Below are 13,558 nucleotides of genomic sequence, written 5' to 3'. Positions count from 1 at the left end.
TTCAGTTTCATTCGTACATCCGCTTTAGAGATCAAGGATTACGCGAGTTTTGGCTCTGCTGCACGCAAACGGATGTGCAGTTCACGCAACTGCTTTTCGTCGACTTCAGACGGTGCTTGTGTCAACAGACATTGGGCACGCTGGGTTTTCGGGAAAGCGATGACGTCACGGATGGATTCTGCACCGGTCATCATGGTGACGATACGGTCCAGACCGAAAGCCAGACCACCGTGTGGAGGCGCGCCGTATTGCAGGGCATCCAGCAAGAAGCCGAACTTCAGTTGTGCTTCTGCATCATCGATCTTCAAGGCACGGAATACTTTGCTTTGTACATCAGCACGGTGGATACGGACAGAACCACCACCGAGTTCCCAACCATTCAGGACCATGTCGTAGGCCTTGGCGATACACTTGCCTGGGTCAGTTTCCATCAAATCTTCGTGGCCGTCTTTTGGTGCCGTGAATGGATGGTGAGTCGCTGTCCAGCGGTCGTTTTCTTCATCATGTTCAAACATAGGGAAGTCGATGACCCACAATGGTTTCCATACGTCTTCAAACAGGCCATTGGCTTTGCCGAATTCGCTATGGCCGATTTTCACGCGCAATGCGCCGATGGCGTCGTTGACGACTTTGGCTTTGTCGGCACCGAAGAAAATCAGGTCGCCATCTTGTGCGCCTGTGCGTTCCAGAACTTGCGCCAGGGCAGCGTCGTGGATGTTCTTGACGATAGGAGATTGCAGACCATCACGGCCTTGTGCTTTTTCATTGACCTTGATGTAAGCCAGGCCCTTGGCGCCGTAGATACCGACGAATTGGGTGTATGCATCAATTTCAGAACGTGGCATGTTGGCGCCACCTGGTACACGCAAGCCAACGACACGGCCATTGGCCATATTGGCAGCACCGGCGAATACTTTGAAGTCAACATCTTTCATCACGTCTGTCAATTCTGTGAATTGCAGTTTGACGCGCATGTCTGGTTTGTCGGAACCATACAGGCCCATGGCTTCTGCGAAGTCCATGACCGGGAAAGGATTTGGCAGGTCAATGTCCAGCGTGTTCTTGAATACCAAACGGATCATGCCTTCAAACATGTCGCGAATCTCTTGCTCGTTCATGAAAGAAGTTTCGCAATCGATCTGGGTAAATTCTGGCTGGCGGTCAGCGCGCAAGTCTTCATCGCGGAAGCACTTGGTGATCTGGTAGTAACGGTCAAAGTTAGCCACCATCAGCAATTGTTTGAACAATTGCGGGGATTGTGGCAAGGCAAAGAAGTTACCGGCGTTGACACGGGATGGTACCAGGTAGTCGCGAGCGCCTTCAGGCGTGGACTTGGTCAGCATCGGTGTTTCGATATCGATAAAGCCGTTTGCATCGAGGAACTTGCGCACTTCCATCGCTACCTTGTAACGCAGGCGCAGGTTGTTTTGCATTTGCGGACGACGCAGGTCCAGCACGCGGTGGGTCAGGCGTGTGGTTTCAGACAGGTTGTCATCATCGAGCTGGAATGGAGGCGTAACGGAAGGATTCAAGACTTCCACTTCATGCGCCAGCACTTCGATCTTGCCGGATTTCAGATTGCTGTTGCCAGTACCTTCTGGACGGCTACGTACCAGGCCAGTAATGCGCAGGCAGAATTCATTACGTACAGATTCTGCAGCCTTGAACACATCAGCACGGTCAGGATCGCAAACTACCTGCACCAGACCTTCGCGGTCGCGCAAGTCGATGAAGATCACGCCGCCGTGATCGCGACGACGGTGCACCCAGCCACACAGGCTGACGGTTTGGCCGAGTAATTCCTCAGTAGTGAGGCCGCAGTATTGGGTACGCATGGACATATTTCTTACCTGTCTGTATTCAAAATTAAAAATGATTTGATGCAGTGGATAACCACATCATTTATTTGGTGGGGAGATGCTCGGGAGCCACCACGCCCATGGAAACAATATACTTGAGTGCGGCATCGACACTCATGTCCAGTTCTATGGCTTGATCCTTGGGCAACATCAGGAAAAAGCCGGAAGTCGGATTTGGCGTAGTCGGCACATACACGCTGACAAATTCGCCTTTAAGGTGATTAACCACATCACCACCTGGTACGCCCGTCAGGAAACCTATGGTCCAGCAATCACGGCGCGGATATTCAATCAGCACGGCTTTGCGGAAGGCATTGCCGGACGATGAGAACAGGGTATCGGATACCTGCTTCACGCTGGAATAGATGGAACTGACGATAGGAATGCGCTGCAGCAGGCCTTCCCATGCCCTGATGACGTAATTACCAATAAAGTTTTGTGCCAGCAAGCCTGTCACAAAGACGATGAGCAAAGTCAAAATCGTGCCTATGCCCAGCACCTTGAAACCGACCAGTTTTTCTGGGCGCCATTCCACTGGCAACAATAACAGGGACTGGTCCATGGTACTGATAATGGCGTGCAGCACCCATAGCGTGATCGCCAGAGGTACTAAAATCAGCAAGCCAGTAATAAAGTATTTACGCATGGTAATCGTCTGCTTTGTGAATGAAACGGCAATAATAAGGGATAAAAGACAAATCAGGCAGCCTTGCCAGCATCGCTGGCAGGGGCAGACGCACTGGATTCAGCCGCTGGTGCCGCCGGAGCTGGCGTGGCCGGTGTTGCCGCCGCTTCAGTAGCCGGTGCAGCAGCACCGGAGCCACCATTGCCGCCACGGAAGTCAGTCACATACCAGCCTGAACCCTTGAGCTGGAAGCCGGCAGCAGTTACCTGCTTGCGGAAGGAAGACTTGCCGCAGGTCGGACAGACACTGAGCGGCTCGTCAGAAATCTTTTGCAATACATCCTTGGCAAACCCGCATTCTTCACAGCGGTAAGCATAAATCGGCATGGCGTAGCCCTAAAAAAACTGATAAAACCCTGAATTATAAAGGTTTTTGATCAGAATTTGCGCATTGCGTCATGCCAGACTTAAACAAGCGCCTTCTTGCGGATGAATTGCGGCAGTAAAGAACCCAATACCATGCCTGCCAGGCTCATGAGCACGCCCACCAGTTGCGGCGGCCACAATCCTTCTGGCGCCACAATTTCCATGCTCACCCAGGATGTAATACCAAGAATGATGGAAGCCAGGCCGCCTTGGGTAGTGGCACGTTTCCAGTACAAACCAAAAGCGAGGGGGACAAAGGCCGCGACCAAAGTGACCTTGTATGCATTTTCTACCATCTTATAGATGCTGGAAGCCGTATTCATGGCAAAAATAGTAATAATTGCCGTAAACACCAGCACCACCGCACGCATCATGAACAGGAATTGCTTGTCACTTTGCTTGGGGAAAAAGGGTTTCAGGATGTTTTCTGAGAAGGTCACGGAAGGTGCCAGCAGAGTAGCACTAGCGCAGCTCTTGATCGCCGACAGCAGGGCACCAAAGAACATGACCTGGGCCAGCATGGGCACCTTGGTCATGATCAAGGTAGGCAAAATCAGTTGCGAGTCTTTGTCGATCAGGCTTTCTACCATCTTGGGGTCAATCAGCGTGGCCGAATACGCCAGGAACATGGGGATGAAGGCAAAGCAAAAATACAAGACACCACCAAGCACCGATGCATTACCGGCAATTTTTTCATTCTTGGATGAAGCCACGCGCTGGAATACGTCCTGTTGCGGTATCGAGCCCAGCATCATGGTGATCCAGGCGGCAAAGAACCACAGCGACTCCTTGGCCGTAGGTTGGGGCCAGAATTCCAGCTTGCCTGCATTTGCTGCATGCTCAATAACGACTTTGGCACCGCCAACCATGCCAGATACTTCCCAACCTATATATAACATGCCGACCACGATGATGATCATTTGCAAAAAGTCAGTGATCGCCACCGACCACATGCCGCCCATCAGGGTATAGATGAGCACGCTGCCGGCACCGATGATCATGCCCCACTCATTAGTAATATAACCGCCAGATACCACGCTGAACACCAGGCCCAGGGCCTTGATCTGGGCAGCCACCCAGCCCAGGTAAGACACCACGATACACAGGGTTACCAGCACTTCGGCGGTACGGCCAAATTTATTGCGGTAGTAATCACCTATGGTCAGCAAATTCATGCGGTACAGCGGGCGCGCGAAGAACAAACCAACAAAGATCAGGCACAGAGAAGAGCCAAAAGGATCAGCCACCACACCTCGCAAGCCCTCCTTGACGAAGGTCGATGAAATTCCCAGCACCGTTTCCGAGCCAAACCAGGTGGCGAATACGGTGGCGGTCACCACATACATGGGCAAGGAACGGCCAGCGACTGCATAGTCCTTGGAGTTATTGACATAACGGGCGGCATACAAACCGATGCCAACAGAGATGACCCAGTACAGGATGACAAACCAGATGAGTGTATTCATGGGGAGAAACGTGCAATAATGTCAATAAAAACCCGCTTTTTTTTTTCTGCGGGCATTATAGACGTAATAATAGACGCAAATTACACGAAGTTTGATGGGGGACAAGTCGCTTCTGTGAAGTTTTGCGCTTATTTGCTTAAAAAACACGCGAATTTGGCTTATGTATCGAAATGTACTGATAAATGGGGAAATCGCTACAGAAGCAAGCAAAATAAGTCAGGAAAATTCATTTCCAAAGAGAAATTTTAAGGGAAATTAAATAGTTGTTACACTGGCAATAATTTGAAACACTTTGAAACATGGATTTCTTGATCGCTGTTTATTCATATAGAATCTTTCACAACTTGCAAAGCTTGCAGGTTTAATATCAATCAACAATGATCACTGTTATCCACCTTGCAGGGCAGCTCCAGGCCCATGCAATACATCTACGATAGGAACATCCATGGAACTGGCAAGCACCCACCAAGGTTACGGACCAGCGCGTGAGCGTTTTATCAGCAAGACCTTTAATCATCTCGGCGGCGCAATTCTGGCGTTCACTGCGATTGAAGTCATTTTATTCAAATCCGGCATTGCCGATGTCATGGCACAAGCCATGCGCCACCTGCCATGGTTCCTGATCCTTGGTGCATTCATGCTGATAGGCTGGCTGGCATCGCGTGCCGCACACACGGTAGAAAGCCTGCCCCTGCAATATGCGGCGCTGGGCGCTTACATCGTGGCTGAGGCGATTATCTTTATCCCCATCCTGTCCATCGCTAACAAGGTAGCACCTGGTGCCATTGCCAATGCTGGCCTTGTCACCATACTGGCAACTGTAGGCCTGGTCGGTATTGCCTATGTGTCACGCAAGGATTTCTCTTTCCTTGGCAGTGTCTTGAAATGGGCAGGCCTGGTGGCCCTGGTCCTGATCGCCTGCGGCATGATCTTTGGTTTCCAGCTTGGTCTGTTCTTTTGCGTAGGCATGGTCGCCTTTGCCGGTGCAGCGATCCTGTATGACGCTTCAAACGTCATACACCACTATCCTGAAGACCGCTATGTCGGCGCTGCGCTGGAGCTGTTTGCTTCTGTTGCCCTGATGTTCTGGTATGTACTGCGCATTGTCATGAGCCTGCGTGACTAAGCTGGAATCAAGTAATTAAGTAGTGTAGTTTCATCCACTCCAGCCTGCATCCCTGCGGGCTGGAATGCAGGTCCCCTTCCCTTGCCTGTTTACTTCCCGCCTTTATTTGCGCCCGCCAGACCCGCTGCCTGCAGGTCTTTGCTCTTGTTCCTGAAATCTGTGGTCAACATGGCCTGGTCCAACAGGTAACTGGCTTTGATCAGCAAATCCACCGCACCAAGATAGAACTGTGGATTGATCTTGTCTGCCGTATCGGTAGGCTGGTGGTAGTCGGCATGGTCTTCGACACCAAAATAGATATGCGGCACTCCTGCCAGGAAGAAAGGCAGGTGATCTGACTGTTTTGTCCAGTCATCCTGGCCCTGTTCTGGCCTGTCGTGACCGAATTTGAGTTTCACGCCTTGCGTACCATCGAGGCTGGCCAGCAAATTTTTGAGTGCGGGTGTATGGTAGGCTCCGCTGGCATACAGCTCGCCCTTGTCACCACGGGCTATCATGTCAAAATTCATGTTCATGCCTATGCGTGCCATATCCATGACAGGCTTGGCCGCAAAAGCACGTGAACCACTTAGCCCCATCTCTTCCGCATCAAACAGGATGACCATGAGGTCATGCTGAGACGGATTTTCTTTCATGGCAGCAGCAATCGCCAGCACCGCAGCCACGCCAGAGGCATTATCGTCGGCACCGTGGTAAATCTTGCCGCCTTTCTCACCAAGATGATCATAATGCGCCGTAATCGCCAGCACAGGCGCGCTCGCATGCCCACTCATACTGCCGGGGCTGCAGGCAATGATATTTTTGCCTATGCGGCTGCTACCCTGGCGGGTCTGGAATTCAAACTCATGCACAAAATCATCCTTGCATGGTGTCAGCCCCAATTGCTGCAGGCGGCTGATGATGTACTCACGCGCCAGTGCGCTGCCCTTGCTGTCTGTCGCACGGCCCGCCATTTCTTCGCTGGCGAGTTTATTGACGTCGATCATGGCCTGCGCAGTCAGAGCTGCGGATTCAGCTGCCTGCACAGGCCAATGTGCGAGGCCGATGGCAAATACTGGCAACAGGCTGGGCAACAAACTTCTAAGCGCTTGACGAATTTTTGACATGGATCATTAACCTGAGGTGTGATGAGTGTGGCATTGGCGAATGCTGGGTCGTTACAGCTAAATATTTTACTAAGACAAGCGGACATCAATATAAGTTCTACTTACATAAAACACCATGAACCTATGGCATTCATGTTCCAAAATCGCACCAAACATGGTTGCAAGCTTGCAATTACTGGCATTACATGGCATAAACCCCCACCTGAGCTTATCGCGACAAAGTTTTTAACAATCTCCTGATATCATTTTATAGCCAGCTTACGAAGCACAAGATTTATTCATCGATGTCTAACCTCACAAAACTTGTTGTCAACACAGATGCAGAATTTGAAGCCCTGGCGGCTTCATGGCGACTGCTGGAAACACAAGTGCCTCAGTTGTTGCCTTTTCAGACTTATGACTGGAACCACGCATGGTGGCAGGTTTTTTCGGATTCATCCTGGTATCACAAAGACGAGCTGGCGATCTGTACCCTGCATGAGCAAGGGCAACTGGTTGCGGTAATGCCGCTGACAAATACCCATGTTGGCCTGCATAGCCTGTTCATCTACCGCTATGTACGCCCTTTTGGTTCAGACCCCAATCTGACCGAGATACGTGTGCCGCTGGCCTTACCCACTTACACTGAAACCATCTTACAGCAATGGGAAGACCTGTCACGCCAGGAAACCTTTGGCCTGACCGAGTTCCAGGTCATTCACACCAGGCAACATGCGACGCATTTTTTGGCCAGCAATGCGGCAGTGCATCCGCTGGAAGCGCGGGATATTCCCAACTACATCCTGCATCTGGACGAGAACTGGGTAAGTTTTAAATCCGGGCTCAAACGCAATATCAAGGAATCCCTGCGTCACTGCTATAACTCCCTGGCGCGTGACAACCTGAGCCTGAAGCTGCAAGTCTGGCAAGGCAGCGAAGAAATCAAGCCCAGGCTGCAAGAATTTTATGCCCTGCATGCGGCACGCGCAGGTGCCACCAATACGGTGGAACACCCCGACTATTTTGCTGCCCCCAGACACCGCGCCTTCATGGACGCACTGCTGAACAATGATTTTGGCCAGCGCATGCGCCTGTTCAGCCTGGAACTCGATGGCCGCGTGGTTGCCATGCGCCTGGCATTTGCCATGGGTGAAGAACTGTATCTCTACTATTCAGGCTATGACCTGAAGTTTGCCCGCTACAGCGTCATGACGACTTTGCTGGCAGAAATCATACAATGGTCATTCGCGCAGGACTTCAAGCGCGTCAATTTGTCGGTGGGTGAAGATGTATCGAAAACCCGCTGGGGACCAGCCGTCACGAAATATGTTGAATATCAGTGTGTAAAAAACCAGGCCTGGCGCAGGGCACTGGGCAGCACCATCCTGAAGATGCGCAAATCACGCAGGACAAAAGCCTGATCCCCCTCTTACATCACCAGATAAAAAACGGCTACACTTGCCTGTGTCGGCATACCCTGCCATCTGTATTTGCATAGGCTAAGGAAAACTCTTGCGCTTCATCCACACCTCAGACTGGCACCTGGGCCAAACCCTGCACAGCGCCGAACGCGGCCTGGAACACCAGCACTTCCTCGACTGGCTCATCACTGCGCTGGAACAGCAACAGGCAGATGCTTTGCTGATCGCCGGTGATGTGTTCGACAATGCCAACCCGTCTGCAAGTTCACAAAAACAGTTTTACCGCTTCTTGCAGCAAGCCAAGGCACGCCTGCCCAAACTGGATATCGTCATCATTGCAGGCAACCATGACTCACCCGGCAGGCTGGAAGCACCCGGCCCGCTATTGGATGGCATGGACATCAGCGTCATAGGCATGGTGCCACGCCTGAGTGATGGCAGCATCGATGTAGCCGCCATGGTCTTGCCATTACGGCAGAATGATGAAATTGTCGCCTGGTGCCTGGCAGTGCCCTTCCTACGGCCTGGCGACGTACCACGGGTAGAAAATGCCAGTGATCCTTACATGGCGGGCATCGCACAGCTATACAGGAATGTGGCGGCGCATGCACTCAGCCTGCGCCAGCCTGGCCAGGCCATCATCGCCATGGGGCATTGCCACATGGCAGGTGGCGAAATGTCAGAAGACTCTGAACGCCGCATTGTCATCGGTGGTACCGAGGCTTTGTCGGCCAGCATGTTTGACGATGACATCACTTATGCGGCACTGGGTCATTTGCATCTGGCGCAAAGAGTCGGCAAGCAAGAACACCTGCGCTATTGCGGCAGCCCCCTGCCCCTGTCATTTTCTGAAGTAGATTACCAGCACCAGGTTTTGTGTGTGGATATTGAGGGTGACAAACTCACGCAGGTGACACCGCTGCACGTACCCAGGACTGTTCAACTCTTGCGCATCCCCAAACAGGCCGCACCCCTGCCTGCTGTGCTGGATGCACTCGATGGCCTTGATCTCGCCAGTATCACTGATGCGAGCAAAGGCAGGCAATATGATCCCTATCTGGAAGTCAGGGTCAAGCTCGAAGCACCAGAACCCGGCCTGCGTGCCCGCATAGAAAGCTATATCGAGGGCAAGCCCTTGCGCTTGCTGAAGATAGATACACATTACCCAGGCAAGGCACAGGATGAGACTAGCGATGAACAGGCAACGCAGGATACGCTGGACCGCTTGCAGCCAGAAGATATCTTCCGCCGCCTGTATCAAGGCAAATACCAGCAAGATGCACCTGGCGACATGCTGCAGGCTTTTGGCGAACTCTTGCATGGTGAGGACACGCAATGAAGATACTCGCCATACGCGGTAAAAACCTGGCCTCTCTCGCTGGTGAATTTGCGGTCGATTTTACGCAAGAACCCTTGCAGTCTGCTGGCCTGTTTGCCATCAGCGGCCCCACCGGGGCAGGCAAAAGTACCTTGCTGGATGCGCTGTGCATGGCCCTGTATGAAAACACGCCAAGACTGATCAAGGCAGGCACGACAAAATTACCCGATGGTGCAGATGCGGTGACCCAGCAAGATACCGGCAACCTGTTAAGACGCGGTACTGGAGAAGGCTATGCCGAAGTGGATTTCGTCGGCACCGATGGCAATGCCTATCGCTCACGCTGGAGCGTGCGCCGCTCGCGCAAGAAAGCTACCGGCATCTTGCAGCCCACAACCATGTCGCTGCTCCAGTTACCGCAATTGCAACCCATAGGTGGCAAGAAAACCGAGGTCAAGGAAGAAATCATCAAGCGTCTTGGTCTTAAATTTGAACAATTCACCCGCGCCGTTTTGCTGGCGCAAAACGAATTTTCCAGCTTTTTAAAAGCCGATGACAATGACCGTGGCGAACTGCTGGAAACCCTGACCGGCAGCGACATTTATGGCAAAATTTCACAACGCGCCTTTGCCCGCGCCAAGCTTGAACGCGAAGCGCTGGAACGCTTTCATGTGCGCCTGGCAGACAACAAACCACTGAGCGCGGAAGAACGCACACAACTTGAGACCGATCTGGGCATCAGCAAAGTCCGGTTGGAACAACTGGACGCCCAACTAGCCGAGCTGCAAACACATCTGCGCTGGCACGCCGATGACGGCAAGTTGCTACAGGGCGAACAGCAGGCACAACAGCAATTGCAAATTCATGAACAGGAAAAGACAGCAGCCGCAGCAAGAGCCGCTTATCTGCAACAAGTAGAAAGCATGCAAACCGCGCGCCCGCTACTGACAGAACTCGACCGCCTGCAACAAGCAATCAACCAAGGCCAGGCAGAAATCGCTACAGCGCATAACAACATACAGACAAGCACACTCAGCGCGCAAGAAAGACATCTGGCCCTGACGCAAGCGCAGCAAACATTGCAGCAAGCAGAACTTGCGCTGCAAGAGGCAGCGCCTTTGCTGGATGCCGCCAAGGCACTCGACAGTAGCCTGAATATCTTGCGCAGTAACTGGTTGGCTGCACAACAAACAAAAGTGCAGGCAGAACAGGCGCTGACAACTGCAAGGCAACGACACAAGAGCAAACAGGCGGACCTGGCACAACTGCAAAAAAAACAGCAAGACCTGCAAATATGGCTGACCCAACACGCTGGCTTGCAAAGCCTTGCCGATAACTGGACAGCATGGGAATTATTATTGAAGCAGGCAGCAACTGCCAAAAAAGATGCGAACTACCAGCAACAGAACATACTTGATCTGCAAAAACAAAAAGACAAGCAAGAACAATTATTGGCAGAACGCATTCTGCAACTCCAGGCAAGCGAACAAAGCTGGATAACTACTGAAAAATTACGCAAGCAAGCAGCAGCAAAACTGGCGCAGTTCGACTTGCCCGGCATGCAGGCACAAAGACTGGCACTTGATCAAAGGCGCGAACTGTTAAGTAACGCTATTGATTTATACAAGCAAATGCATGAACACGCACAACGCAAACAGGCTTTGGATACTCAGCAGCAAGTCAGTCATTCAGGCATGCTGGTTACAGATAAAACCATCACCCAGATCCAGACTCAATTACCCAGCCTGATTGCTGCAAAAGAGCAGGCACAAAAAAGCCTGCTACTGACCCAGGCCGCCTGCAACGCCAATGTAGAAAGCCTGCGTGATGCTCTGCAAGATGAGCAAGCCTGCCCGGTCTGCGGCGCGACTGAACATCCCTATAAAACCGGCAACCAGCAATTGCATGCCTTGCTGGTGCAACTGGAGAATGAACTCAAACATTGCCAGCAAGTTGAGCAAGACCAGCGCCAGTTACTGGCAACCGCAACGGCTGAACACAGACAATATCAACAACAGCAAAAGCAATTGCAGCAAGAACTGGCGGTATTGCAGCAACAGGAGCAAATCGCAGCAAGCAGTTGGCAAGCGCATGGCATCGCCACTGAATTGCAAAATGCGAAAATCGATAATGAGCAAACCAGCACCTGGTTAAGCCAGCAACAAACTGACTTGCAAGAACAAGTTCAGCAATTGCTTAAGACCGAGCAAGCCTTTCAGCAGGCAACAAAGATCAGGGATGAGGCATTTGCCAATACAGAAAAAATACGGCGCACCCTGCAAGAACATAGAGACAGCCACACAGCGCTAGCCCATGCTCTTGAAAAATTCAGCACTGCACTGGCACAAGCAACAGAAAAAGAACAAGATGCCAGTCAAAGACTGGACGATGCCCTGGCCCAATTGGCAGCAGCATTTGTCGCCCAATCAGACGAAGGTAACAGTTGGCAAGACAACTGGCATGCATCGCCATTGGAATTCCAGAGCCAGTGTGCAATCCATGTACAGCAATGGCAGAGCCATCAACTTGCATCCAGCCAGAGTACTGAACAACTGGCAAAGCTGCAACTGGAAATCGACAAACTGCAAACACAATCCCAGCAACTGGAAGAGCAATTTTCCAGCGACAACAAACGCTACCTGGATGCAGATACTGAATTAAAACAGCAGCAGGCCAGACGACAGGAATTATTTCAGGGGCGCGCCGTCAGCGAGACAGAAGCGCAATTCACGCTGAGCATCAATCAGGCAAAAGCAGTACTGCAAACCCAACTGCAAGCGCATGATGAGCTACGCCAGCAACTGGCTCGCCTGCATGAAGCACAAGAACAAATCAATAAGCGCATCGCCCAGCAAAGCCAGGAACTGCACGTCGCAACTGAAAAACTGCAGGAGTGGATAACTCAGCAGCAAGCCACGATAGAAAACCTGGACGAGGCACACTTGCGTGAATTGCTGGCACATCCACATGCGTGGATTGATGCAGAACGCCAGGCCATGCAAGCCATTAGCAATGCAGTCCAGCAAGCAGCAACCGTACTGCGCGAACGCAGCCAGCAAAGGCAACAGCACTTGCTACAACGTCCTGCACCACTCAGTTTTACTGAGGCAGAACCCTTGCATGATGAGACTGAACAAGAACGTGAGACTGCGCCAACTGAAATAGGCGAGAGCGAACATCTGCAATCTGTGTTCAGCAATATCAGTGTGAAACGCCAACAGGCACAGCAGGAATACAGTCGTCATCAGCTCGCCATGGCGCAGGATGAGGCACGCCACCAGCAAGCCAGGAGCCTGATCGCCACCATGCAGGAGCAAGAAAGCCAAACCCGCCTGTGGGCACAATTGAATGAATTAATAGGCGCAGCAGACGGTAAAAAGTTCCGCAACTATGCCCAGCAAATAACGCTCGATGTCTTGCTCGCCTATGCCAACCAGCACCTGTACCAGCTCTCACGTCGCTACCGCCTGCAACGCTTGGCAGACACCCTGGCCTTGATGGTCATCGACCAGGACATGGGCGATGAACAGCGCTCTGTACATTCACTGTCTGGCGGCGAATCTTTCCTGGTATCGCTGGCCCTGGCGCTGGGCCTCGCATCATTATCAAGCAACCGCATCAAGGTCGAATCCCTGTTCATCGACGAAGGCTTCGGCAGCCTCGATGCAGATACCCTGCGCATCGCCATGGATGCACTCGACAGCCTGCAAGCACAAGGCCGCAAGGTCGGTGTGATCTCGCATGTGCAGGAAATGACGGAGAGAATATCGACAAGGATACAGGTGCAAAGGGTATCAGGTGGAAGCAGCTTGGTACAGGTTGCCTGAGTCGGACTACTATCCCAATTAAATATCAACTGCTAAAGAAGGAACTTATGATAGACGCACTCATCGCAGGACGCATTTACGGCCAGGTTGAAGAACGCTCAGGACAAAATGGTTCTGTCTATGTCACCTGCAAGGTACGTGCCGCAACAGATGACGGTGACTTCATCATCTGCAATGTCATCGCCTTTAACGATGCAACGCGTAATACCTTGCTGGGCCTGGGCGATGGTGACAGCCTGTCATTGTCGGGAGCGCTGACACCGAAGGTGTGGACAGACAAACAGGGCAAGGCCAGGCCGGCGCTGGATTTGATTGCGCATGCTGTGATCACGGCGCATTTGAATACAGCTGAATAATCGTTGCCACGCAATAAGGTGCACACGGCGCGCACCCTGCTGTTATTTCC

General features: G+C 52.0%; 10 protein-coding genes. 5 read left to right on the top strand and 5 right to left on the bottom strand.

Annotated elements, in window-relative coordinates; genetic code table 11:
• Positions 1-38 precede the first annotated feature (38 nt).
• The 4 genes from aspS to UNDYM_RS03480 form a co-directional block, all read right to left on the bottom strand.
• Complete coding sequence (aspS, locus tag UNDYM_RS03495) at positions 39-1,841, bottom strand: aspartate--tRNA ligase (protein WP_162039795.1); 1,803 nt, start codon at positions 1,839-1,841, stop codon at positions 39-41.
• 61 nt (positions 1,842-1,902) lie between these two features.
• On the bottom strand, positions 1,903-2,505 hold the full coding sequence (locus tag UNDYM_RS03490; RefSeq protein WP_162039794.1) for a DUF502 domain-containing protein: 603 nt from the start codon (positions 2,503-2,505) through the stop codon (positions 1,903-1,905).
• A gap of 53 nt (positions 2,506-2,558) precedes the next feature.
• Positions 2,559-2,870, bottom strand: coding sequence for an FmdB family zinc ribbon protein (locus tag UNDYM_RS03485; RefSeq protein ID WP_162039793.1), 312 nt, complete (start codon positions 2,868-2,870; stop codon positions 2,559-2,561).
• Positions 2,871-2,950: 80 nt separating this feature from the next.
• Complete coding sequence (locus UNDYM_RS03480; protein WP_162039792.1) at positions 2,951-4,375, bottom strand: sodium:solute symporter family protein; 1,425 nt, start codon at positions 4,373-4,375, stop codon at positions 2,951-2,953.
• Positions 4,376-4,820: 445 nt separating this feature from the next.
• Here UNDYM_RS03480 and UNDYM_RS03475 point away from each other — a divergent pair, with 445 nt between their 5' ends.
• The gene (locus tag UNDYM_RS03475) at positions 4,821-5,501 is read left to right on the top strand and encodes a Bax inhibitor-1 family protein (RefSeq protein WP_162039791.1); all 681 of its coding nucleotides are present in this window, start codon (positions 4,821-4,823) and stop codon (positions 5,499-5,501) included.
• 89 nt (positions 5,502-5,590) lie between these two features.
• Here UNDYM_RS03475 and UNDYM_RS03470 read toward each other — a convergent pair whose 3' ends face one another.
• Entirely contained in the window at positions 5,591-6,607 is a 1,017-nt protein-coding gene (locus UNDYM_RS03470) for a M20/M25/M40 family metallo-hydrolase (RefSeq protein ID WP_162039790.1), read from the bottom strand.
• Between the two features lie 284 nt (positions 6,608-6,891).
• Here UNDYM_RS03470 and UNDYM_RS03465 point away from each other — a divergent pair, with 284 nt between their 5' ends.
• From UNDYM_RS03465 to UNDYM_RS03450, 4 genes are all read left to right on the top strand, one after another.
• The gene (locus UNDYM_RS03465) at positions 6,892-8,007 is read left to right on the top strand and encodes a GNAT family N-acetyltransferase (RefSeq protein WP_162039789.1); all 1,116 of its coding nucleotides are present in this window, start codon (positions 6,892-6,894) and stop codon (positions 8,005-8,007) included.
• A gap of 91 nt (positions 8,008-8,098) precedes the next feature.
• Positions 8,099-9,346: an exonuclease SbcCD subunit D C-terminal domain-containing protein gene (locus tag UNDYM_RS03460; RefSeq protein ID WP_162039788.1), complete on the top strand. Its 1,248-nt coding sequence runs from the start codon at positions 8,099-8,101 to the stop codon at positions 9,344-9,346.
• Positions 9,343-13,152, top strand: coding sequence for an AAA family ATPase (locus UNDYM_RS03455; RefSeq protein WP_162039787.1), 3,810 nt, complete (start codon positions 9,343-9,345; stop codon positions 13,150-13,152). Before UNDYM_RS03460 ends, UNDYM_RS03455 begins: the two co-directional genes overlap by 4 nt.
• A 47-nt stretch (positions 13,153-13,199) precedes the next feature.
• On the top strand, positions 13,200-13,508 hold the full coding sequence (locus UNDYM_RS03450; RefSeq protein WP_162039786.1) for a single-stranded DNA-binding protein: 309 nt from the start codon (positions 13,200-13,202) through the stop codon (positions 13,506-13,508).
• Positions 13,509-13,558 lie beyond the last annotated feature (50 nt).

Source organism: Undibacterium sp. YM2, assembly GCF_009937975.1.
GTDB lineage: Bacteria > Pseudomonadota > Gammaproteobacteria > Burkholderiales > Burkholderiaceae_D > Undibacterium.
The sequence above is the reverse complement of the archived record's forward strand: the minus strand, read 5'-3'. Positions and strand labels throughout refer to the sequence as shown.